Annotated in this window: 20 protein-coding genes; 2 read left to right on the top strand and 18 right to left on the bottom strand. The window is 37.4% G+C overall.

Annotated features, from left to right (window positions below):
• Positions 1-398 precede the first annotated feature (398 nt).
• The 14 genes from AC4D4A_RS01545 to AC4D4A_RS01480 all read right to left on the bottom strand — a co-directional run bounded on the left by AC4D4A_RS01545 (position 399) and on the right by AC4D4A_RS01480 (position 19560).
• Positions 399-1100 (bottom strand): NAD(P)-dependent oxidoreductase, encoded by a 702-nt coding sequence (locus AC4D4A_RS01545; RefSeq protein ID WP_490994268.1) that lies wholly within the window; start codon positions 1098-1100, stop codon positions 399-401.
• A gap of 610 nt (positions 1101-1710) precedes the next feature.
• A complete protein-coding gene (locus AC4D4A_RS01540) occupies positions 1711-3078 on the bottom strand; it encodes a DUF4832 domain-containing protein (protein ID WP_490994267.1) in 1368 nt (455 codons plus the stop codon).
• Between the two features lie 80 nt (positions 3079-3158).
• Positions 3159-4604 (bottom strand): exopolysaccharide Pel transporter PelG, encoded by a 1446-nt coding sequence (gene pelG / locus AC4D4A_RS01535; protein ID WP_490994266.1) that lies wholly within the window; start codon positions 4602-4604, stop codon positions 3159-3161.
• Entirely contained in the window at positions 4564-6024 is a 1461-nt protein-coding gene (gene pelF, locus AC4D4A_RS01530) for a GT4 family glycosyltransferase PelF (RefSeq protein ID WP_490994265.1), read from the bottom strand. Before pelF ends, pelG begins: the two co-directional genes overlap by 41 nt.
• Complete coding sequence (locus tag AC4D4A_RS01525; protein WP_490994264.1) at positions 6024-7865, bottom strand: DUF2194 domain-containing protein; 1842 nt, start codon at positions 7863-7865, stop codon at positions 6024-6026. The genes pelF and AC4D4A_RS01525 overlap by 1 nt, the downstream gene beginning before the upstream one ends.
• A gap of 10 nt (positions 7866-7875) precedes the next feature.
• Positions 7876-8739: a hypothetical protein gene (locus AC4D4A_RS01520; protein WP_490994263.1), complete on the bottom strand. Its 864-nt coding sequence runs from the start codon at positions 8737-8739 to the stop codon at positions 7876-7878.
• A complete protein-coding gene (locus AC4D4A_RS01515; protein ID WP_490994262.1) occupies positions 8732-10636 on the bottom strand; it encodes an NAD-dependent epimerase/dehydratase family protein in 1905 nt (634 codons plus the stop codon). The genes AC4D4A_RS01520 and AC4D4A_RS01515 overlap by 8 nt, the downstream gene beginning before the upstream one ends.
• Positions 10637-10713: 77 nt before the next feature.
• Complete coding sequence (locus tag AC4D4A_RS01510) at positions 10714-11802, bottom strand: acyltransferase family protein (RefSeq protein WP_490994261.1); 1089 nt, start codon at positions 11800-11802, stop codon at positions 10714-10716.
• Between the two features lie 932 nt (positions 11803-12734).
• Positions 12735-14165 (bottom strand): glycoside hydrolase family 1 protein, encoded by a 1431-nt coding sequence (locus tag AC4D4A_RS01505; protein ID WP_490994260.1) that lies wholly within the window; start codon positions 14163-14165, stop codon positions 12735-12737.
• Between the two features lie 71 nt (positions 14166-14236).
• Positions 14237-15148 carry an ROK family protein gene (locus AC4D4A_RS01500; RefSeq protein ID WP_490994259.1) on the bottom strand — a complete coding sequence of 304 codons (912 nt, stop codon included), beginning with the start codon at positions 15146-15148 and terminating at the stop codon, positions 14237-14239.
• Between the two features lie 140 nt (positions 15149-15288).
• Complete coding sequence (locus tag AC4D4A_RS01495) at positions 15289-16290, bottom strand: LacI family DNA-binding transcriptional regulator (protein ID WP_490994258.1); 1002 nt, start codon at positions 16288-16290, stop codon at positions 15289-15291.
• 89 nt (positions 16291-16379) lie between these two features.
• A complete protein-coding gene (locus AC4D4A_RS01490; RefSeq protein ID WP_139891830.1) occupies positions 16380-17222 on the bottom strand; it encodes a carbohydrate ABC transporter permease in 843 nt (280 codons plus the stop codon).
• Entirely contained in the window at positions 17219-18178 is a 960-nt protein-coding gene (locus AC4D4A_RS01485; RefSeq protein ID WP_490994257.1) for a carbohydrate ABC transporter permease, read from the bottom strand. Before AC4D4A_RS01485 ends, AC4D4A_RS01490 begins: the two co-directional genes overlap by 4 nt.
• Positions 18179-18264: 86 nt before the next feature.
• Complete coding sequence (locus AC4D4A_RS01480) at positions 18265-19560, bottom strand: ABC transporter substrate-binding protein (protein ID WP_490994256.1); 1296 nt, start codon at positions 19558-19560, stop codon at positions 18265-18267.
• A gap of 578 nt (positions 19561-20138) precedes the next feature.
• Here AC4D4A_RS01480 and AC4D4A_RS01475 point away from each other — a divergent pair.
• On the top strand, positions 20139-20843 hold the full coding sequence (locus tag AC4D4A_RS01475) for a type 1 glutamine amidotransferase domain-containing protein (protein ID WP_490994255.1): 705 nt from the start codon (positions 20139-20141) through the stop codon (positions 20841-20843).
• A gap of 58 nt (positions 20844-20901) precedes the next feature.
• On the opposite strand, the gene trhA is transcribed toward AC4D4A_RS01475, so the two are convergent.
• The 3 genes from trhA to AC4D4A_RS01460 all read right to left on the bottom strand — a co-directional run bounded on the left by trhA (position 20902) and on the right by AC4D4A_RS01460 (position 24303).
• Positions 20902-21546, bottom strand: a complete 645-nt coding sequence (trhA, locus tag AC4D4A_RS01470) for a PAQR family membrane homeostasis protein TrhA (RefSeq protein WP_490994254.1) — start codon at positions 21544-21546, stop codon at positions 20902-20904.
• A 47-nt stretch (positions 21547-21593) separates the two neighbouring features.
• Complete coding sequence (locus AC4D4A_RS01465; protein WP_490994253.1) at positions 21594-23075, bottom strand: NAD(P)H-hydrate dehydratase; 1482 nt, start codon at positions 23073-23075, stop codon at positions 21594-21596.
• A 610-nt stretch (positions 23076-23685) separates the two neighbouring features.
• Positions 23686-24303: a 5'-nucleotidase, lipoprotein e(P4) family gene (locus AC4D4A_RS01460; RefSeq protein WP_490994252.1), complete on the bottom strand. Its 618-nt coding sequence runs from the start codon at positions 24301-24303 to the stop codon at positions 23686-23688.
• A 329-nt stretch (positions 24304-24632) separates the two neighbouring features.
• On the opposite strand from AC4D4A_RS01460, the gene AC4D4A_RS01455 reads away from it, so the two are divergent.
• A complete protein-coding gene (locus tag AC4D4A_RS01455) occupies positions 24633-24986 on the top strand; it encodes a hypothetical protein (protein ID WP_490994251.1) in 354 nt (117 codons plus the stop codon).
• 203 nt (positions 24987-25189) lie between these two features.
• On the opposite strand, the gene AC4D4A_RS01450 is transcribed toward AC4D4A_RS01455, so the two are convergent.
• Positions 25190-25675: a DinB family protein gene (locus AC4D4A_RS01450; protein WP_490994250.1), complete on the bottom strand. Its 486-nt coding sequence runs from the start codon at positions 25673-25675 to the stop codon at positions 25190-25192.
• Positions 25676-25778 lie beyond the last annotated feature (103 nt).

Genomic DNA, 25778 nt, shown 5'->3' with positions numbered 1-25778 from the left:
TAGAACTTATTCAAAATATTCAGACTTATTATAACAATTTCGTTTACCAGAAAAGATAAACGCATAAAAAGTTTATCTCATATTATGGTAGTAGATGTTTTTTAACGGTGGTATCATACTTTTTCATGGAGTTAAAAAAGCCATTGATATAGTAAACTCATCAATGGCTTTAGACTTAATATAAGGTTTTAAAACCAACATACCCAGCAAAGGCGAGATCCTTATTTACTAGCTACTATACAGACCGCTCTTATTTATAATGCAGTTTCTGTAATATATCTAAGTGGAATTTTTGAATCTCCTATTAAAGATATAGTTAATAATATACACAATACTAAGTAGTTTAAGATTAACACCCTGACTCTCTCAGACTGTTGAAAAGGACTTGTTTGTGCACCTCAAGTAGAGATTCCGATTGACGTATGTTCATAACGGCTATCCTTTAATGCTTTTAAGATAAAATGTGCGACGTCAGCACGCGGTATTGATCTTGATTTCTCTGGTACACTTGTTGCAGATTCTCTGTACTTTCCTGTAAAGGGATTATTCGTTAGCCCCATCGGTCGAACAATGGTGTAGTTCAATCCATGTGATTGAATATATTCAACTGCAGCCCGATGATCAATTAGAGGATTCTTGAGCATTCTCATGACCAATTTACCACTTAGCCCTGTTAATTCTTTATGGACTCCCGCAGATGCAGTGTAGATAATCCGCTCTACATGTTGCTCCTTCATACCAGTAACAATTTTTTTTATCATCTCTTGAAGCTCGGTTGATTTTTTCATCCCTTGATTCGACCCTAAGCAAGATATAACAGCATCATGACCCGCAATCGCTTCAGTTACTTCCGCTTGATTAAAAGCATTTCCTTGTATAATCTTTAAATTTGCATGAGAAAAGTCTAGCTTGGCCGGTGTACGAACAAACGCGGTCACCTCAAAGCCAGCCTCAACTCCTTGACGCACAACAGATTGACCTACACCGCCCGTTGCACCAAAAACGATAATTTTCATAGCAATCCACCACCCTTTCTTATTATCATCCCAACATTCCCAGAATGCCCACTGAACATTTCTTGGACCAATTCTTCTATCCATCCCTGAGTCACTCTAAGGAAAACTATGGATTGTTCTTTGTATTAAACATACCTACTTGCACTTGATTGACTATTTAATATAATCATATAATTGTCTGTTAATTTTATCAATTTTCACTACTTATAAAAACAATTCTTTCTCAGTGACGGTCATTATAGTAGAATATCTTATTTGTTTTTGAGGAAATCCAATATGGTTAATTGAAAAGCAAAAAATAAGGCATTGGAATATACCAATGTCTTCAATATAATCATGCGATTTATTTTCACTAATTCCCACTCCACTTGCCAGTCCTTCTGTATGACTCCACTATTACATAATTTGATTATGATCAGGTATAGATAAAATTCGCATTTCATAATGAGAATATTAAACTATTATTACCTCTTTCTAATGACTATGGCAGTATAAACGTTCATCCTTTAAGCCCGGACATGGTAATCCCTTGAACAAAATACTTTTGTCCAATAAAGAAAAGGATTTTTATTATTTCCACTGTCTACTTGACAGTGAGCATTTCATAAATGAAGTGGATTTTACAAATAGTCATGGGGATCTTATGCTTCGTACAGATAAATATTCTATCTTCCATGTGAAAAAAGCACGATTTCTATTTGATTGTAAACTCCCCTATCGTGTACCTCAAATCACCCCTCTTCCCTTCCATTTCCAAATGAATTGCCGGTTTCATAAGTTCTGGGTCAAGTATAGCTACATTAATCTGATAGACACCTTTCTTTAAATCATGAGGAATTGAAATGATTTCTTCAATTGAATACCGGCCTGGCAGCCACTCTCGGATATCCACTGACGCAGTCTCTTTATAGATAATCCTTCCTTCTTTGTTCGCAAGAGATAGTTCCAAAGGCCATTCAAAATAAAATGGAGCTACTCCGCTATTTTCCCACTCCATTTCGAGAGACAGCTTCGATCCTGCCTCGCCAGACTTCTTATACTTTACTTCAACTACCCTGAAATGGTAGCCAATTTTCTTTAATAAGCGATTGATTCCAGTTTGATATTTATCATTTGGGCTATAATTCGCTGGTGAACTGGGACCTAGCCAGCTAACATGCGTTGCTTGCAGCTGCTCCATGGTTTCTGAAATTGAACTGGAGGAGAAATAATCCCCCCACTCCTTGGTTGGTGCAAGCTCGCCGCCGATTGGAGCAGTCTTCCAGGAATCAATCATTGAAGGATTTTTTTCACCGGTTAGCCAAAACGTATACCCATTGGTGACCCAGCTATAAAATTCATCAATGGTGTGATCTCTCCTGCCGAACATATCATTGTATAATCCCATATTATTGTCCAAAGCTATTTGATGGGGCCTTCTCATTAATAGTATCTTGCCTGTAAATCTCTCTGTATAATGCTTAACATAGGTTTCAGCGATTGACAGCTTCGGAAAAGGGATATCAACCCCTTCCTGCTGCAAAGTATGCCATTCTCCCCAATGGCCCAAACTCCCCAATTCTATAAATGCAATGAAAGAATCATGATTATATCGTTCAGCCAATGCCTCTATTAACTTCTCATGATAGTTAATCAGTTTTGAGTTTTTGTAATTAGGGCTGAAACCACTGCCCCACTCATGCTCATACCAATCACCATCTGCCTCCAATTCATCGTAAAGCCATTCGGGTATATCCATATGGCCCGATTTTCCTGGATAATCTAAGACTACCCGGAAAATCAATCTTTTATTATTTGTTTTCCAAAAGTCAAATTTGAATTTTTCTTCTATTTTATCGAAATCATAAACTCCTTTTTTCGGTTCAATGTCCTTCCAGGTGAAATTAGCATAAACGAGTGAATGGGCCTGCTTGTATGGCCCACCCTCAGCAGGGGGAGCAAACCCCATGAATGGATTAATGATAGGTTCCTCTTCCTTTTCATAATTGGACTTTTGGCCATGATATATAAATACCAGCATTAGAATTGCAGCACTAAGCGCGAAAACCATATATTTACTCACTCCATGTTCCCCTTCATTCTCTTATGTATTAAAGCCTAAAAGAGTTTATGTATAACCTGAATAAAGAGGCAGGGGGAAAATCAATTCCCTCTCCCCTCTCTATTTCCCTCATTCATTCGATGTGCCACTCTGGCTAAAAAGCTTGTTTTTTCAATAGTAAACAGTGGTTGAGTACAATATGTATAGTACTCAATATTTTTACCATAATAAAAAAGCCTCCAAAATGCGATAACCAAGCCAGTTAATCCTGAGCAGAAGCCAGCCATTCCATAATTGCCTCCAACAAGGATTATTGAAACCATGCTCAGCAAACTAACAGCCAAATAACTGGTGATGACCATTAGCGCACCTTTTCGATCATCAAAATAAAGTAAGATTTGCATTAAGATAAACATGATGATAAAGAAGTAATTTCCAATTATCAATATATTGTAAATGTGAACTTGTTCTGTTGATAATGGTATAACGGTCGTACCAAGTGCAATTGCCAGGATCGTAAAGAACATCTGGAATTCCATGATATAGACTAATTCACGGATTAACACTTGGAACATTTTATTTTTCGCTTCATTTATTTGGCCCAAAGAATACTCTCCGCTTACCTTTTCATAGTACCTTTTATATACTTTATAAAAGGACGTTTCCATTGAAACAACAAACATAACCATCGCAGGAATAATAGATAAATAAGCATAGAAGACTGGTACATCATAGAATGGAGCCATTACAAACGTATTACTAACTACCGCTTGTATATCGCTGCTCCAAACAATAAAAATATGGCCAAATAATGATATGGAGTAAAATAAACCAATAAAAAATAGTGATGGGTATTGTTGTATGTAGGATAAAAAATCAAAGCTGTTCTTATTGGCTTTAGGAAAGCGTTCTTTGATACTGTTTATGAGGAAAACAATGGCCACTATAAATCCCGCAGCCATACAAGCCATCATATACTCAGCTTTTTGATAATCCACTAGCTGTAGGCAGAGCCACATTGAAATACCTGCCACGAGAGCACCAAGTCCGTAAGCCTTAACTATTTGCATATATTTTTTAACTGCAGATATATATATTGCCAGTATATTTACAATCAGTAATTCCATAAAAAATAGATATGCAACTATTTTGAAGGCCATACGCAATGGGGAAATGGCATAAAAAACAATTGAGGTAAAGCCTCCAATTAACACTATAATCGCAATGACACCAAAGAGGGAGGAAAGAATATTTTCTTCCTTGTTTAAATAGATTTGATCAGATACATATCTTGTAACAACCATTAAGAAACCCCCGGTTATTACTTGAGAAAATACAAAGCTGTACATTGTTCCGGTTAATAAGAGTTCACGCTCCATGAAGGTTGATCCTGAATCCATTATTATCTTTTGGCCAATCAGCAACTGTATTATACATAAAATCATTGGGCCAGAAATGATAACAGAAGAATAGGCAAAAGCTCTGAGACCACCGTAATTCTTTCTGTTATCCACTATTTTTTTGAGTTGGAATCCTATCCCCGCCATTCAAATAACCCCTATTTCCGTAAATTTTTCGGTATTGCTCAATGAAATCTTCCCAGGAGTAGAGGGACTCTATACGCCATCTTCCACTCTCCCCCATTCTTGTTCGAAGGAGAGGGTTTTGAGCAAGCCTGATGATTTCCCGTGCCATTCCCACAGAATCCATAACCGAGACTATATATCCAGCCTGGCCAAATGAATCTTCTCTGCCATACAATAACTCCTTACAACTTCCCACATCTGTACAGACAAACGGCTTTCCGCTTGCCATACCTTCAAGCAGGACAAGCGGCTGGCCCTCACTGATGCTTGAAAGAACTAGCAAATCCATTTTTCCAATGTGTTCCTTAACATTCACCGTTCCAGTGAATTGAATGTCTCTAAGACCTAAAAAACTCACTAATTGCAAGCATTCCTCGTAATAGTCCTGGTCTTCATCAACTGGGCCCATAATGTAAAATCTGGCGTTTGGAATCTTTCTTTTCACAATAGCAAAGCTTTGAATCATTGTTTTTATATCTTTAATCGGCACTACCCTGACCACAGCCCCAATGTCTACAAATTGTTTGTTCTCTCCGACCTTTTGCGGCAAGTCTAAATAGTCATCAAGGTTTACACCGTTGGGTATGATACATGTCTTTTCTTCTGCGCAGCCTATTTCAAGCTGGATTTCCCTATTTGCATTGAATAAGGTAACAACTTGATTCGCTGATGCATAGGCACCCTTCGATAAACTATGAAAATATTTAATCCACAGCGTTTTCAGAGGTCCTTTTATTTGATCTGATTTAATAATTTCTTCCTCACGCTCTCTTGTATAAATCCCGTGCTCGGTAATGACATACGGGCTTCCATAATAATGTTTACAATATGAACCGATGATACCTGCATATCCCGTTGAAATGCTATGATACAGGTCAGCTTCCGGAGGAGGATAGGAAAGAACCGATATTAAAGGCAGTAGCATCGATCTTACAGACCAGTATAACTGGGTGAAAGGCAGTTCAAAGTATGATTCCAGGCATAACTCTTTAACAATATCGAAGAAATCCTGGCTTGTAACAAGTTCTCCAGCTGAATGGAATTTTCTATATCTTCCTTTAAAGATAGAAAACAAAGCCTCCCAGTTTCCATGATCACTGACCAGTATTGATTTAATAGCTTGTTTCTCCCAATCTGACAGTATATTTCTTTTGCCTTGCCTTCCGGACCATGCCATCCCTGTGTTTAAAAAGATTTCCCGCACTTCAATGAGGTTCGCTGGAAGTTTGTATTTAAATTTCCCCTTGTCTTTTTCATCCGCTCCAATGGCATAAATAATAAATTCATGCTCAGGCATTGCCGTAATCAAGGATTGTACCCAGCTTGAGACTCCCCCGACAACATATGGATAGGAACCTTCTGCGATCAGGCATATTCTCATCATACATCCTCCAATTCAATAGTGAACTTAGATGATAGAGCGCGTATCAAATAATGATCACTATCTATTTTTTTTACCTTACAGCCATTGGAATCAGCAATTTTTTTATCACTACGGAAAACAAAATCCAACTCCCCTTGAAAATCATTTATATATCCTTCTACTTTTTGGTCACTCTCTGAAATAAACACTTGTGCGTCCTGGTATTTCCTTACTGACTCGGCACTTTCTGAAGCCGTTTGACTTTTCATCCATGGGTATTTTCCTTTGACATCCTTAAGCATTTTACTGTAATTCGCCGACATGTCAGCCCATCTTTTATTTTCATTTCGCTCTTCATCTAAGATATCATCGGGATGGACGAAATGTGAAAACGACCCATATAAGGTTGCCCCATTAACTATAATCCATTGAACTTCTTCCTGGTAATGGTAATCTGAGGTTAATCTCGGTATTTCATAATATTGACCCGAATATTGATACTCCTGAATGTATGCTAAAGCCTCATCGTCAGGTATAAGAAGAGAAGCAAAATTGGTGATTGATGGGATGGCTTCTTGAATGGCTTTTTTTCCATCTTCGCTTAATACATTCGATGGAGGAATATACGTTTTAAAGGTATGTCCTGGGAATACTTCTTGTACAAATTGATCCAGTTCCTTCAATGAATTGACCATATCTTTTTTATCTTTCCAGGCAGTGTATCCCAGGCGATCCACATGACTTTGATCCATCGTTAATGATTGATGATTATATCCGTGAACAGCGAGTTCTCCACCCATCTGAATCAAATCACGCCCGAATATTTTTAAGTTCTCTTCCGATAACCGCTCATTAAAAGGGCCGTCAACATCATCGTTATAGCTCTCAATCATTCCTGCTGTATATTTCACGTCATATTCCTTTGCAGCCTCCAGCATATCCGGCCACCAAACCCTATGGAAAAAGCTTTTAATATCCATTTTATATTCGTTATAAATAATCTCATTTGTCCCCTCTGGGAAAGGTGCCGGAAAGTCGTCTATATACATTACTTTTGAGTTTATAATGGGGTAAATGAAATTATTATTTAAATAGCTTAGTGCTCCTGCGATGAATCCACGGTTCATTTCATGGTCCAGCATTGTTCCATTGAACACCATGAAAGTTCCTTTTCCATATGGTGTACTCCAAATAAATGGAATGTGATTGTCGGTAACCGCTAAAACCTTGCTATTTTCCTTCAAGCTAATATCTAAAATGGAATTGGAAAAGACAATCTCATCCTCAAAATTCAATCCCTTTGATTTTAACAGCAAATCCGATTCCATTTTGATAGTCGAAGTATCTTTGTATGAAGTATCCGATTCTGACTCATTGATGCCAAGAATGCCATGAATACGCTCATATATAGTTGAATCTGTATCGGGTCTTATTCCAAAAAACACTCCACCGCCATCGGAAACATAGTTGGTAATGAGTGAAAAATCCTTAATCGACTCCAGCTTGGGAGTCAAGATCATGATATTTTTATAATCATGAAGATTTGATGGTATTTGTGATACTGAAACTGTAGTATATGTCTTTTTCAAGTAAGCCAAAGTCTTCTCGAAATTTCTCATTAAATCAGTACTCTCTTTAATTTTCGGATCATAGACAAGCAAGAATTTATCCTGATGTATGGATTGTATTTCTGCTGAGGAAAGAGCTGATTCCTTCTTTACTCCACCAGCTATTACAGGACTATTATTCAAATTGAACAAGTGGGCTGATTCAAGCTGTGAGATAATCACAACAATTCCAAACAACGTCAGGAAAGCCACTATGTTGATTATTTTGACCAAATTGATTTTGTTGATCACTGTCATCCTCCTACGACCAAAAGTGAAGAGCATTTATCCCCGTTGGTGATAATTGAATCGGCCTCCTTTTCAACTTATTCATAATCTCATAAAGTTTTTTCGTGTTTTGCATTGTATAAGATACTTTCATCGCTAGTAAATAGGGAACCTCATCATCAGGAAAATCATCCATAAACATCTGACTATAAAACTGCGATTTTGCCATATCCCCTATTTCCAGATCACAATTTATTTTTTCAACAAAGTGCTTTTTGCAACGAATAGGGCTTTCCAGCAGACGTTCCAGAAGCTCTGATAACTGGAGCCGGTATTTCATTTTAGTCTCTTGATCAACCATATTACTGTCTACATAATTTTCCAATATTTCTGCATACCTATCCATTACTTCATAATCGGTTGGATTCTCTTCAATTCTTTTAATCAGTCCGTGAAGAGAGGTAACAAATTTCTTCTGGATTTCCATAATAGCAATAGCAGCATAATGCGCTGTTTCCGTGTCATCGCTTTTAGTTGCTTTATAGAGGATATCGATATTGTTTGTTCCATCTTTCAAACTATCAATAAGCATACTTCTTTTATGGTGATTATCATTGGAAAGCAAGACTTCCTGGAGCGGGATAACATTGATTTCCCGCTCTACATCTATCTTGCTGCTTGGAAAAGACGAGAATAAAAACACCTCATTGCTTTCCCAGCTACTCTCTTGTTGTATATTGTTCGACCTTTTAAATAGCAAATAAGAAAGGGCATATCCAAGAACCGGGATGAAGGTTATAATTATCGCTTTAATCACCCTATTTTCTCTCTTTTTCCACATTAAATAGCTGACATGGCCGAGACAAAAAAGATAATACAGAATGAACCACTTAAACATTGGCTATCACCTTATGAGACACTCGATTATTTACGCCCTTATTTTCCATCAAATGCTGATGCTCAAAAGCACATTTCAAAGATGAGGAAATTAAGTCTCCTACAGTGTTTAATAGGTTAATATAAAATAAGGACAGTTGTTCAAAACCTAACCCCTCCACAGAGATCACACCTGACACTGTGCCATTTACACACACTGGAACGATTACTGATGGGGCCGCCTCTTCCAATGTTTTGTTGACAAATGTCTTCCCATTTTTTAAAACATAGTTAAAATTCACTTCATGCTCTAACTCAATGATTTCCTCTGGTTCAAAATTCTCCGATTTCTCCTGCAGTCGTAATTCACCTGTTGAGGAGTTATAAATATAGAAAGCGACTTTTTTTGTCTTCAGTATATTTTCAACAGTATAAATCGAAGACTCATAGATTTCACGCGGTTTAAGACTATCCAAATCCTTCATAATTTTAGATATCGTTCCCACACTATTATCTGTATAGAGAATTTGGTTTTGAAGTTCTTCTTTTACCTTTATTGCGTCCTTGTATGTTGTATGTAAGAACTGATATTTTTCCTTAATCTCTGCTGCCTCATTTTGATGATTAACAATAAGGGCTTCCTTTTTGTCCAGTACATAGCGCATTGCCATTCCGGCAAATACGTACACACTCACATGCACAAGTGAACCTGGGTCAATAAGCATAGAAATAATATCTCTTCCCAATGATATATTTTCAGCCACGAACCAGACCGTTGCCATGCCAATAGATAATACCGATTGAGACTTGCCAAGTAAGAAGGATGCCATGATAATATATACAAATTGATAGTCGACTATATAATAGTGGACATCCACCACAGCACTGATTAAATAGACCAATACGAGCAACCCTATATTCTCGAGAAATGGCAGTAAATAATTATACCGATTAAGCCACTTCGGCATTTTTATTTCTCTTTTCTTTTTTTCCTTTTTTGGGACAATCTTATTTTCATTAAACCAATGGTAGGTTTTTTCCAAACCGTCCTTATATGTATGAAATGGTTCCCAATCCAAATCATTCTTAATTTTTGTATTATCCAGGCGTGAATGCTTTATATCCCCTTGCCGTTCATTTTCATAGTTTACATTCTTTATGTCAGCAAGTTCTCCGATTGTTTCAATTAGCTGATTCACACTGATCCCAGTATTCGTTGATAGGTTGTAGATACCTGATAGGTCTTTTTCAACTCCCCTGTAAATGGCTTCTGCTACATCTTGAACATAGATAAAGTCCCTTGTTTGCTCCCCATCACCGTAGATAGTTAAATCTTTTCCTTGAGCAACCCTTTGGATAAAAATCGAGACAACTCCACCCTCGCCAATTGTTCCCTGTCTTGGACCATATACATTTGAAAAACGATAACAAAGAGTATCTAGGCCAAAGATTTCATTCCACTTTTCGCAATACATTTCGCCAACCCATTTATTCAATCCGTAAGGAGATACTGGATCACATTGCGAATTTTCCCTTAATGGTATTTCTTCATTCAATCCGTATACCGCAGCTGATGAAGCAAAAACAACTTTATTTGCTCCATATTTCCTTGCAAGACTGAGCATATTTGAAATACCGAGTACATTGTATTTTGAATCAATATAGGGGTCATCCATCGATACCGCCACATTTACCTGTGCAGCCAAATGAATCACAACATCAAACTTAAACTTTTTAAAAATTTCCTCACACTTTGGGTCTTCTGCATTAACTTGGTAGAATACATGACTGAATTTTGCATTTTCACTACTGCCTGTAGATAAGTTATCTATAATGTGCACCTCATGGCCTTCCATAGCAAACATCTCACCAACAAAAGAACCAATAAATCCATAGCCACCAGTAATTAATACTCTCAAGTTCTCACCCCAAAATTTAGTATTGAGTCCTATCTTGAAAATGACCTGTATTTGAATAGCTCATATCCATTGCATCTTTAATACTTAACGACAACTGTTTTGATTCCTTTGATTCTGATTCTCCTACCCAGCAGAAGCTTCTTAAGCATGTTAATTAATGGTTTCTCAAGATGAGAATGCACGAGACATCCGATACTGACCATAATGATAAAGAGAATTATGCTTAAAACCCATCCCTCCAAAGCTTGGTAAACATAATACCTGCTAAACATTTCATTAAAAAAATCCAATGACATATTATGTGATAAATAGATTGAAAAAGCTGCATTTCCTAAATAGTTCAAGTATCTTGGAATACGTATATCCTTCTTAAGATCTATTGATGCAATCCCTATAATAAGAAGAATGGACATAAAGCCAGTCCCAAGATCAAAGTTGATATCGTAAATGGGATTCAATGAGTTTTGCCACATAAAAGGAAAACCCAGTATGCCTGTTACAGTGAACAAAAGCGAAAAGAACCAATTGATCCTAACATGCGTTACAAAATATGCGGCACACATCCCTCCAAGCAGGATAAGATTAATCTCATTAAAAATAAACCCAGTAATAAAATTGGTAACCGGAATGTAACCAAGGAAAACGGCGACACACATTCCTCCCCAAATGGCTAAAATGGCTTTTCCTAACCTAGGCTTTGGCATGAATGAAAGAGAAAACATTAAATAAAAAAGAATCGTAAATTTCAATGACCAGGCAGCAATTAGAATTGGAGGATCGTCACTTGGATTTGGACTGAGCAAAAAAGATGAAATGATTGTACCAAGCTTCGTTTCATGTCCTGCTCCATACCATGGATACAAAAGTAAAAAAGGTAGCAAAAGCAGCGTTAAAATCCAATAAAGCGGATATATTCGTATAAACCGATTAATAAAGTAATTCTTCAATTGTTTCGGTTGGCCAAAATTGTTGTGGTAAACGTAATACATCATAAAACCCGAGAGTGCAAAGAAGTAACTCACCCCACCCGACATAGGAAGTTGATATAATCCAAGCAAATTAAAATCATAGTATTCATGCATGGATAAAGATAAGTGAAATAGCATTACCATAATAGGTACGAACGCTCGGGAAAATTGAACCATACTTAATCTCTTTCTTACCATAAATCCCCCCCCTAATTAAACTAATTGTTTACCTAGACTTAGTGATTTTGTTCTCAATAAAGAACTTGTTTCCTAATGATATGCCATATTGTAAAATCTTACAATATTTTTTTACTCTTATTTTTTACCACTTGAGTAGGATGACAGCCTCTAAAATATATTAAAATAAATTAACAACCTGACCTCTTTCTATTGAGGCTTTCTCCTCTCATAACATTTAAGTCGTTTAGGATCTTTTTATGTTTATTTCACCACTTCAAACTCCGTAAACTCTTTTATCTCCTTATCTTAGAGCAGCCCTTCATCTTTCGAAAAAATTGTCGAATTCAACGGTAAAGAATAAGCAATGTATTTTAACGGTTTCATTTTAATAATCCTTTCAATATAGCATAGAAATAAATCTTCTCTCCAAATTCAGATCAGGATAAATTTTGTTCCTTTTTTAACTTAATAATGCTAAATTCCATTATCAACAAATATATGCACACAATTTTACTCATATAACGAACAAATTGATTCTCAGAGAGCATCAAATTTAAGGGATAATGCCACACAACCTTTCCATTAATTTCTAAGCCATTTATACTATTCTTGGTTTTCCATTAAAAAGATTGATTTATACACTTGTATTAATCAACCTTTAACTATTGGCAATTATTCGTTCTATGTAATTTAGTGATACTTTATGTCGTATATAATCGAGAAAACACTTGAAAAGCTCCTCATAAAAAGCCGAATCATGAATCGTTATCTTTACAAAATCCTCTATTATTCTAAAAACAGATACATGCCTTACTTGAGTATTGGATTGAAGAGGCTACCTTTATTTAATGGCAACACAAAAGGATATTTAACCTTTTTCTTTAAGAGCAACAATCTATGCGAAAACAGCCAATTATAAAAAAAGAAAGCGAAGGTAATCCTCCGCTCCCTTAAATCCCGTTTGATTCAATGACTTGCTTGTACCAATAGAAGCTATCCTTTTTGATACGGCGTAAGTCATGTGTGCCTTCTTCGTGCTGATTAACATAGACGAACCCGTAGCGTTTTTGGAAACCATTCAACCAACTTAGTAAATCCGTGAAAGACCAGACACAATAGCCAATCACATCGGAACCATCGGAAATGGCGTCTTGAATTGCTTTCACATGAGCCCGAAGGTAATCGATTCGGTAATCATCATGGATTATATCCTGGTCCTCTACCTTATCAAATGCGCCGAGTCCATTTTCACTGATCAGAATCGGCAAATCATATCGGTTTGTGATTCGGCACAGCGCCGTTCTCAGTCCTTGCGGATCAATATTCCAATCCCAATTCGTCCGTTCAAGGTTTGGATTCTTCGTAGTTTTGTATAACCCTGGAATTCCAGAATCCTTTGAAGTCCCTTTGATCCCGGTTGTATTCATTTCACCGGCACCCACTCCGCCTTCTAAAGGATTGACTTCAAAGGTCGAGGTTTGATAATAGTTTAAGCCCATAAAGTCTGGCTTACCTTCTCTTAATAAGACAAAGTCCTGCTCTTCCACTTCAGGAGCAAGACCTTCTTCAACCAAGTAGTTCCACGCGGCCTTCGGGTATTTTCCCCAAGTATATATATCCATCCACCAATGACTATTCAGCTCCTCTGCATTCTCAGCAGCTAAAATATCTTCCGGCTTTGAAGATGCCGGGTAAGCTGGACCATAGGCAAAGCTCGGGCCAATCAGTCCATCCGGGACATATTGACGGAATGCTTTGATGACACTGGCATTAGCCAGATTTGCGTGATGATTCACTTGGTAGAATAACTTCGTATCCTTTACGCCCGGTGGATGTGAACCTTGATCATATCCAAAGCGAGTAAAAATATTTTGTTCATTTAAGCTGACCCAGTATTTCACACGGTCTCCAAACCGTTTAAAACACTCCACACTATAATTTGTAAAATCCTCTACGATTCTTCTGGACTCCCATCCGCCATATTCGTCCTGAAGTGCTTGTGGTAAATCCCAATGGTACAAGGTTAAGATAGGTTCAATTTGATACTTGTGCAGCTCATTAATCAAATCATCATAAAACGCGAGACCCTGCTCGTTGATCTCATCTCTTCCATCTGGAAAAATACGCGGCCAAGATACAGAAAAACGGTACGCCTTTAACCCCATTTCTGCCATTAAACGGACATCTTCCTTATAACGATGATAATGGTCTACTGCGACATCTCCCGTCGTTCCTTTATATGTCTTACCCGGGATACGGACAAATTGATCCCAATTACTAACCCCTTTTCCGTCTATATCCCATGCACCTTCAATTTGATAGGCAGCAGAAGCAGCTCCCCATAAAAAGTCTGTCGGAAACGGTTTTAATGTTTTATACATAATCGTTTTAGTCTCCCTTCCGTCTGAATGTTGCCTTTCCCATTTATAAACTCGGCAATTAGACTCTGGCTTTAAACCATAATGGAATCCTTCTGCCGCTGTAAAAAATGATACAAAGCACCAATTAAATTAGAATCATTTCCAAACTGACATCTCTCTACTTTGACTGTTAATCCATCTGTTTCATATTTCATTTCGTTTAATGTTTCATTAATCTTGTCGATAAATCCTTCGCGATTACTGATTGCTCCGCCAATCAAAATCTTATCCGGATCCAGAATAAATTGTAGATTATATATGCCGACAGCAAGACGACGCATAAATTTGTCAATCTCTTCCTGCACCTCTGTGTCTCCATGTTCAGCAAGCTCAAAGATCATCTTACCGGTAAAAGTATCTGGGTCTCTTTCTTTTCGTTTAGCCACCTGCTTAATCAAGCCTCCAACGGCTGCCAACGTGCTATAGGTCTCTGCTGGTTGCGTTCCCAGATAACCCTCCATCTTCATATATCCGAATTCTCCAGCAAACCCATTTCTCCCATGCCGAATTTTTTTATCAAGTACGACGGCACCACCAATACCGGTGCCAATCACTATACAAAGATAATCCTTTACATCCTTTGCCGCACCAATCCAGCCCTCCGCCAATCCGGCGCAATTAGCGTCATTCTCCAATTCTACCGGTAAATTTGTCCGTTCCTGAAGGAGTTCTTTTATATTAGGGCCATGGATATAAGGGAGTGCTGTTATCCCCTCTATGATTCCGGTTTCAATATTCACCGCACCTGGCATACTCACCGCCAGACCTTTTATCACATATTTATTTTTAAAATCGCTCACGATCGTATCAATTGTATCTATAAATTCGGGAAGACTCTCTTTAGGAGTTGGAAGTGAGGATTTTTCAATAAAACAACCCGTTTCATCCATAAGTGCATATTTAATGGCAGAGCCTCCAACGTCAAGTACCGCATAGTAATTCACCATATAACCTCCAGCAAACCCAATTTTTCATTCAATTATCGTATCCAATAAATCTTTGTTTCTTATGGGTTAAAAATAGCTTCATACATCGAAAACATCTGATTTTATCAGCATCTGTGAACCTTAAAGTCTATGAAACTTCAGGATTCTCGGATAATTAATTCGGAATCAATAAATATCGGTTTTAATTGGGATCTGTCATTAATTAAATCATCGAGCATATAAGCGGATAATTTACCAAACTTTTCCTTATCCTGTTTCACCGTTGTTAATTTTGGAGAACTATAACGGCAAGCAGCAATATCATCACAGCCAATTAACCGGATATCATCTGGACAGCTTAAGCCAGCCTCTTTAATAGCTTGCAAGGCGCCGAGGGCCATCATATCTGATGTCGCAAAAATTGCTTCTGGCAGCGTTTTAGAGCGCAGGATTTTCTTCATTGCCGCATACCCGCTTTCCTCATGAAAATCACCGTATTGAAACCAGTCCTCACAAATTTCGAGTCCAAATTGATTCAGCGCCTCCAGGAAACCCTTTTTGCGAAAGATAGAAACAGGAGAATCAAATATACCGCCAATAAAACCAATTTTTTTAATGGCATGAAGGTACAAATACTCCACCACTTTTCTCGACAAGCCCAAATTATCAGTCATGATATAGCTAGCCTTTGGCCCTTTTAATTCAATATCGATTCCGATACAGGGTAGGCCGGCTAAAGCTAAAGCGTAGGTAGATTCCTCCACCTCTTCACCTGCAATAATTAAACAGCCATCCACATTAAAATGCCGGCATCTTGCTAAATAACTTCCATTATCGGATTGAAAATGTTCGTTTGAAAACATTAAAATATCGTATCCAAGTAAACCAATATTTTTTTTAAATGAAGAGATAACCTCATTAAAATAAGGATGGGTCATATCTACATTAATTCTTCCGGCATAAATTAACCCAATTAAATTTGACTTTTTCGTTGCCAAGGATCTGGCAGAAAAGTTTGGCTCATAACCGTTTTGGTTAATAATATCCATTACTTTTTTTTTCGTTTTTTCACTTATTCCCTCATAATTATTGATTACCTTTGAAACTGTACCTTGAGATACATTTGCCATTTGTGCAATATCTTTAATCGTTAAATTCATGTTAATCCCTTCTAAATTCGAGTAGTTTGGTTACCCATTTTTAGGTTAATAGGAGTTTCAATAGTTAAGCATAAATTTGGAAGGAATGTTTATTTAACTGAGCCCTCAGTAATACTCGAAATAAACAACCTGTTGAAAAATAAGAATACTAGTAATAACGGTACTGTTGCCCAAAATACACCTGACATAATCATTCCAAAGTCCACATTATGTGTATTGCTTAATTGAGCCAATGCTACCTGAATCGTATAGTTTTCCGGATCCCTTAATACGGTAAACTGCCATAGGAACTCACCCCATACTGCTGTAAAGACAATAATGCCCAATGTTGCAAATGCAGGTAGAGTAATCGGCACAATGATACTGCGATAAATTCTAAAGTTTGAACAGCCATCTAACTTTGCTGCTTCGATAAGCTCATCAGGAACCGATTTACTTATATATTGCCTCATGAGAAAGATACCCAAAGGATTTAAAAAGAATAACACCATTACACCTGGTAAGGTATCAAGCATGCCCGCCTTTGATATAAGGAAATATTGAGGGATTAAACCCAATTGAGGCGGAATAATCATCGTTAGCAAAATCGCGATAAATAGTACATTTTTTCCCCGGAACGTAAACTTTGCAAATGCAAAACCGGCCAATGAACTAATGAATAAAACAACGATGGTTACAATGGCACAAATGACAAATGAGTTCCACATTGAACCGAAGAAATCAATTTGATTTAATACCTTTTTAAAATTTTCAACTAACATATTACCCGGTGTAAGAGTGGGAGGAATCGAGTTAAAGGCCGAGCTTGGACTAGTCGCCATTACAAACATCCAATAAAACGGGAACAAGGATAATAAGGAGGAGATGCCCAGTAAGCCATAAACTAATAGTTTGCTTATGGAAAATTTCCTTACTTTTTTATTTTTAGTCATTGCCCACTCCTCCTTTTTCTTCCAACTCCAGAAGTTACGTATACATTGATTGCTGCAATCACTGAGATTAATACCAGCAAAATAATAGCTGTTGCAGAAGCAGTACCAAAGGATTGCAATCTGAAAGCATCACGATACAGGTACATGACAATCGTCATTGCCTCATCTCTTGTAAAGGCCCCCGTTCCCATAAATATTGTAGGCTCGGAGAACAACTGCAAAGCTCCTACCGTAGAAGTAAAGACCGTCAGTATAATAAATGGTTTTAACAAAGGGATAGTTATATAGCGAAACTGTTGCATTTTATTTGCCCCATCAATCGTGGCAGCTTCATACAATTCATTAGGAATACTCTGAATTCCTGCCAGATAAATGATCGTATTATATCCAACCCATCGCCAAAAGACCATAATGGATATCGCAATTTTCGTTCCCCATTCTGAACTTGCCCAGCTTACTGGATCAAGACCTGCTAAACTAAGAACATAATTGGCTAAGGAGGATTCATGATTACTAAACAGCACGCTGAAAATCAAGGCTACCGCAACCATTGATGTAATATAGGGCATAAAAATAGTGACTCTGAAGAAGTTTTTAAATCTTAGGAAGGCTAGATTTAACAGATAAGCAAAAATGATTCCAAACACAATTTGCGGAGCCGTGCCCATAATGCCCATAACAATCGTATTATAAACAGCCTTCCAAAATAGAGGGTCTGTTAAAACAACCTTAAAATTATCCAACCCCACTGAGACCATGGGACTGAGACCATTCCACTTTTGAAATGCTAAATAAATACTGAAAATCATCGGATACAAACCAATAATCGCAAAAATGATAAAGAAAGGAGCAATGTATAAATAAGCGGAATACATATCTTTTTTTGCCTCAGACCTAGCTCGCTTCTTTTTAACTTTGATTTCGTTCATACCAGGATTCGCTTTCACTGGATCCATTTCTACACCTCTTTTCCCATCAAAGATGGGAGCGACGTTTCCATGAAAATCACGCCGATTCCCACCTTATTAGTAATCTATTGAAATTACCGGTTTAATAAGCCTTTGGAGCGTTTAACAGCGGCTTTCCATTCTTTTTCTGGATCCGTTCCTTTATTTTGAACATTCTTTAAGCCATTCAATACTTCTGAATAGATTGGGAAATATTTTTCCCCTTTATAAACAGCCCCACTGATATCCTGTGCTGCTTTTGCAAAAACAGGTGCTGTTGCTTGACCGCCAAAGAATGCATCTTCGTTTGTTTTGAAAGCGTCCATTTCATATACAGATTGTGCGGAAGGGAAAAGTCCCTTGTCTTGGAAGGATTTCAGTTGATTATCTGGAGAAACTAACCATGAAGTAAATTTATATGCTTCTTTTGCATTTTTCGTTTCGCTTGGTATGGAGATGAATGAGCCACCCCAGTTTGCCGCAAATTCAGATGGTAATGTCGCAACTCTCCATTTACCGGAAGCTTCTTGCGCATTCCCTTCCATCCAGCCTTTTAACCAGCCAGCTCCTAATTCAGCAGCAAACTCACCTTTATTTACAGCATTTGCCCACTCCGGTGACCACATTTCGAATTTACCGACAATACCCATTTCGTTCAATTTCACAGCATAATCATATGCTTCTTTAACGGCGTTACCATCTTCTTCAATCAACAACTCCCCTTTAGAATTAAGGAATGTTGTTTCTGCACCATCCAAGTAAGCTCTGAATGCCATTTCGATACTATCTATAAACACCTTGCCTGTTTTTTCCTTCACTTTCACACCAGCTTCTTCAAAAGCTTTTGGTGAATTAATAAGTGTGGCTACTTCTTCTGGATCTGTTGGAAGACCTGCAGCTTCAAATAAATCTGCACGATAGTACAAGGCCTTCGGTCCAATATCTGTTGGCAGACCAATCAAGAAATCCCCACTATCATTCTCACCTGTTTTCCATTTCCAATCTAAGTACTGATCCTGAATATCTTTTGCACCAAGATCATATAAGTTTTCAAAGCGATCCTGTGCTCCTTTAAAACGGTCCAGTTGGTCAATTTCCAACATCGTGATATCAGGCGCTCCGCTTCCAGCAGATAAAGAGGTGAATAAGGCATCATGATGATCTGCTGTTTCAGCTGCTCTTACTTTAATGGTGACGTTAGGATTTTCCTTCTCATATTCCTTCGCAAGATCCTCATAATTCGTAGCTCCGAATGTCCAGAAATCCAGGGTAACTTTTTCCCCACTTTTACCACCGTTTGAAGAAGTCTTTTCTTCATCCTTACATGCTGCCAATGACAGCGCCAGGACCGTTGATAATCCGATCGCAGCTAATTTTTTAAAGCTTTTCAATTGTAAAACCCCCTATAATAGTTTGGTCAGACCATTATCCAATGATGTTGCAATAAAGATAAATTTTGATTCTGTACTGGCTCAACCCCCTTTGCTATATTAATCTTTAAAAAATGATAATAGCACTACCGTTTAGAAACCGGTTTCCAAAAATATTTAAATCATGTCATTATCAGAGAACAGAAACCGCTTTCATTAGTGATTATAAACCGACTATTCTGAAAAATCAACCATTTATTGGGAATATTGCCCATTATTTTGGAAATCGCTTTCGTAATTAATTTAGATTAAATATTCTTTGGTTTAATCTAGATAAGACTTGGAAGTATCGTTTCTCTTTTATCTTGATTTACTACAGTAGATTAAAGCTTTTATTCTTTTATTATTGGAAAGTTAACCAATAAAATTTAGCAATTTTCAAGAAATACAGTACTATAACTTGTCCTTAGTGGGGCAACATCCCATAATAAGTACCAAATAACAAAACATACACCTTCCTTTATTTCACAACACCATAATAATAGGTCAATAGAGTCAATTTATGTTAAAATTACACTTTATAGATAGGAGGATTTTAAATGGCGAAAAAGAAAGTATTGGCTGTAGTAACGAGCCATGAATATATGAAGAATGAAAAAGATAAAACAGGTTTATGGTTAAGTGAACTTGTACATTTTTATGATTGTTTAAAATTGGCAGGATATGAGGTTGATATAGTTTCCACAAAAGGAGGAAAAGTACCACTTGATCCGAAAAGCCTTCTCCCTGTCTTGCTGGATAACAGGACAAAGGAATACTATCTAGATCCGTATTTTATTAGTAGATTGGATAAAACGACCTCGATTGACGAGATTAAATCTAATGAATATGGCTGCATCTATTTTGCCGGCGGACATGGTACAATGTGGGACTTCCCAAACCAATCCAGCATTCAAAAATTGACTGCTGAAATATATGAAAAAGGCGGTGTCGTTTCGGCTGTTTGCCACGGACCTGCCGCTTTATTGAATGTTGAGTTATCTGATGGGACTCATCTCTTGGAAGGAAAAACAGTCACCGGTTATACAAATATGGAAGAAACAATCATGTTTGCATCACATAAAATACCATTCAAGCTTCAAAATGAGTTAACAGCTAAAGCTGGAAAATTCACAAAATCAGCCGTTCCTTTCACATCACATGTGGTGGAAAATGAGCGAGTGATTACAGGACAAAATCCACAAAGCGCCCGAGCAGTTGGCGAGAAAACGTTACATTTCTTACAAAATCAAAAAAGATATTAAAAAATGTCGATTCAAACTCCAAACCTTTGTTGGAGTATTGAATCGACATTTTTTTAATTTACATAGGTAATACATACAAAAAGATAGATAAAAAGTGCAGAATAGAAGCAACCAATACCATCAGATGCCAAATCGCATGATGATAAGGAAACCCTCTCCATACATAAAAGATGCTTCCTACCGTGTATAATAAACCGCCATACACAAGCATCATTAATCCAGTTGGAGGAACTGCCATTTTTAATGGCTCCCATGCTACAACAATTAACCAACCCATGATGATATAAATCACGGTAGAGAGAACGACAAATTTTCTTAGAAAAATGGCTTTAAAAACAATTCCGGCTATAGCCAAAGTCCAAATGATTGTTAATAAAGCATAGCCTGTTTTTCCACCAATTGCTATGATTGCATAAGGTGTATAGGTCCCTGCAATAAACAAATAGATAGAGGTATGGTCAAAGAATTCCATAATCACTTTGACTTTGCCTTCAGGAAATGCATGAGTCAGAGTCGAGAATGTGAATAGCATCAACATCGATATTCCATAGACCAAAACAACTGATAGCCTATCGCCCGCTCCATTCGTTAAAGAAAAAACAATCATTAAAATGAGGGCCGCAAAGGATAAAGCTGCTCCTATCCCGTGTGTAATCGCATTGACGACTTCTTCTTTCTTGGTGTAAGTATAGACTCGATTCATCAAGAGACTCCTTTCCATGTTTTTATTTGTCTATTCCCGTTTTTTTGCTAAATTAATACCTTTCTACCTATTTTTTTAAGATTTAATTCTTTTAAAAGATATGGCCAAACCTCCATAATATCTGTTGCTAGCATTGCACTCGGTTCACGTTCAATGGCCCAATATTCTGACGATTTTCCATGAAGATAAACCCCATTCGACACGGCTGTTGTATAGTGTGAGAATGGTTCAGTTTGACACAGTAATCCTAGAATAATTCCAAGCAATGTGTCTCCAGAACCTCCTTTTGAAAGACCGCGATTTCCCGTTTGATTGATATAGCCAGTTCCATCTGGAAAAGCGATAACCGTATTTACTCCTTTTAAAATAACTGTTACCTCATGTTCAATAGCAAAATCACGTGCAACCGAAATGCGGTTTTCATTGATCCACTTAGCAGATAATCCTGTAATACGAGCCATCTCTCCTGGATGAGGTGTCAATATAACCGGTGCCGGACGCCCTTTTGGATACTCTCTTTTTTGCAGGGCAGCTGCATCTAAAATAAGAGGCAGATCAGGTTGATTCAATAAAAATTGAACTTTATCCTCCAATTGTTCATCCAAATCCAAACCAGGACCGATTGCTGCTGCTTTCATACTGGATAACTGTTTATTTTCTTTTAATTGTTGAAGCGAGTGATACCAATAGGTTGCTTCAGGAAGTCTCTGACAAACAATTTGTGCTACACTTTTATCTGTTGCGATCATCAGTTTGCCGATTCCGGAACGCATAGCACCGAGCCCAGACAGAAGTGCACAGCCTGGCATTTCTTCACTGCCAGCAATTAATAATCCGGTTCCAAATGAACCTTTGTGCGGATTTTTTGGTAAAGCAGGCCATGTTTGTTTAACATCTTCCTCTGTCCATACTCTCCAGCCTGATTGCTGAACCAATCCAATATCCAACGATTTGACTGTCCCATAAAACTCAGCCGAAGGCACTAAAAAAGCTGAAGGTTTAACCCCATGTAAGCATAATGTGTAATCCGCTTTAAAGGCGGTCACTACATTACCTCTATCTGCTTCAACACCCGATGGAATATCAATCGCAATTTTCACAGCCTGTGATTGGTTCCAGTAGGCAAGCACTCGATCTGCCTGGCTGGAAAATGGCGGTTTAAACCCAATTCCAAAGAGCCCATCTACCAGAACATCATATTCATTTTCAATCGTTTGGGTGTATGGGTATCCACAAGTAATAAAATAAGAAAAATGCTGTTGTGCAACTTCAGACTTTGGCAATCCAAACGGCAAAATAAGCGTTGCCTTGTAACCGTGATTCAGCAATAATCTCGCAAGGACAATTGCATCGCCTCCATTATTTCCTTGCCCAGCGATGATTCCAACTTCATCTTCCCTCTTGATCAAACTGGATACTTCTCTGAACAAAGCCTGTCCGGAGTTTTCCATTAAAGTAAAGATGGACAGCCCATCCGCTTCAGCTTTACTGTCGATTTGTCTGATATCATTCGAAAAATAAATATTCATCATCGACCACCTCTCTTCTTATATTTTTAGTATACAACAATAGGAATAGGAAATTTTAACGATATAGTAAGGTAAGAAATCTAATCTGGTTTGTCGAAAAGGTTTACGAAAGTGGTAACAAAGGTGCTGAATAGGTGGGTCATAGATGGTCTATAGCCGGGGAATATCTCCTTTCCCTCACCTTTCCTACACCTTTACTCACCCTTTGACCCGGTATAGGTGCATCATAGGTGGTCCATAGCCGGAAAATGCCTCCTTTTTCCCACCTTTCCTACACCTTTGCTCCACCTTTGACCGGGGATAGGTGCATCATAGGTGGTCCATAGCCGGGGAATGCCTCCTTTCTCCCACCTTTCCTACACCTTTGCTCCACCTTTGACCGGAGATAGGTGCGGCATAAGCGGGGCATAGCTACTCCTAAAACTCCGGTATAAGTTTTCGATAGCTTTTGAAAATAAAATAGTCAGCTCCACAATCGAAACTGACATTTGCTTACCCATCAACTTCGAGTAAATAACGTACCTCCTTTGTCCAGTTTCATTTCATGGAGTTGATAACACGATATACTTATTTCCTACCACGTCTGTTCTAGAGGATTATAAGTATCAATTTACTTGGAAAAATTAATTAAATTATCACCGAGATTCAGAATGACGATATGATTCTTTTCGATTGCTTTTCTTCTTGATTCTGCATTCACTTCATCTGATAGTAAAATAAGATGTCCCTGATCTGTTTGCGGTAATCCAGCCTTCTTTAGATTTTTTTCAGTAGCCTCATATAAATGTTTTTCCCTGTTTGACACATAAAAGATTTGGATTCCCTTCATATCCGCATATTGAAGGAACTCTAATGCACCGGGCAGAGGTTTGGCATTTGCTTGGTTGACCCATGCCTCCCATTCTTTATCATTAAAGGAGCTGTTCTTTTGAGCTAACCGAGCTAAAAAAGGGCGGTTATTCAGTACGTCTTCATCTAAATCTAAAATAATGGCTTTATCCTCATCCGTCTTTTGTTGCAGAGCTCGATCGAGTCTTTGTTTAGCCACTTTAAAACCTTTGCTAAATGACGCATCAGCCGTAGATTGTTGGTACCTAAGAACGTGCATGATATTTTCTTCTTGATGACTCATATTTGGACTAGCTTCTATCCAATTTATAGGTAAATTTAGCCAAACACTAAATACAGCAATAAGTAAACGTCCTTTTCTGATGCCACTCTTTTTCATTCCAATCACCTCTCAAACAGTTTTTCCAAAGACTTTTCATTTCATGAAAAATTTATATTGGAATAGCGAATGTGCTTAAAGAAAGTAGGTATTAGGTACGAAAAAAAGACCTCATTTGAGATCTTTACTGATTGATTTAAAATTTTCTTTCCTTATTAAAACTCCGTAAAATGGAACATTTTATTAGTCAAATTTTCCAAGATAAACCTATTTTCCAGAAATTATGTTAATCTTTAATCAGATTCTTTATTATGAAGAGTCGAATATAAAAACTATTTATCTCGATTAGGATATATTTCTAGGGATTCATAAATATAGATGTGATATTCTTGTTTAAAAAACCATTTGTTTTGTTGATGACCGGTATCATTCTTGTTTTATTTATAACCGTATATATGAATAAAACTCTGAAGGATCATAATGTTCAAGCCTCCAATGGTTATAACTTAAATCAACTTATCAGGATTGATGTGGAAGTCCTTAAAAAGGATGATGCTTATGAAGAAATTAATACGATTACAGATGAAGGAACCATTGAAAAATCACGTGAGATATTTCAACAAATCACATGGGAACCAAATAGAGAAGCTAAGTTAGCTGGACCCGAAGATGTAAAATTAACCTTATATTTTAAAAATGACAAAGAAAGTACTGAACGATTACTGAATATCTCTTATTCTTAACCTCGAGCAATGATTCGGCAACTATTATTAGTGACCATCCTAAAGAAGGGCTCGGTACACTAGAAACAGATGCAAAGAATTTATCAGATCTTTTGCTCAAGAAATAAACAGAAACTTAAAAAAAAGCGGGGAATACGGTACCGCTCCTTAAAAGTTAGTTCTACTCTAACTTTTGGGATATGACACCTTCCCCGCTCTCTTTATTAATATTGATTAGTCGTTTTATGTCGTTCCACTAATTTTTTTAATGATTGAATCTGCCCTAAATGCATCGCTTCATGGCTAAGTAATAAGTGAAACAATTCGCTTTTTGTACTAATACCAAACTTTTCAAGAGGACCAGTTACCTCTTCTCTCCAGAATTCCTCAGGTAAATCTTTAATTCTCTTTTCCTGAGATTGATAATTAGATTTAATATCATTCAAAGAAGGTGCACTTCTTTGCCAATATTTTGGCGAAGTTCCACTACTGAAAAATTCTCCATATAACTCAGAAAGCGGTGAACTGCTGCCAGGATAGCCAAACAAGAAGGATTCAGCACTTACCAGTACATGCCCTAATTGCCAGCGAATCGTATTATTAAAACCTTCTGGTTGAAGATCAGCTTCTGCTTCAGATAAATCCTCTAAAATGTCCTGCAGCTTGCTTCTGGTCATCTCAAATTGTTTTTGCATACCAGTCGTTTCCATATATTCCCCTCCACTTATTCTTTTTGCCCTCACAAGATATGGGTTGCTTTCTTTTATACCCTATCTTTCCTGGAAAAAAACAGAAGTGAAGCGGCTTATTTGA

The organism is Pradoshia sp. Z5_111, from assembly GCF_058267535.1.
Note: the sequence above shows the minus strand (reverse complement) of the source record. Positions and strands in the feature narration are given on the sequence as shown.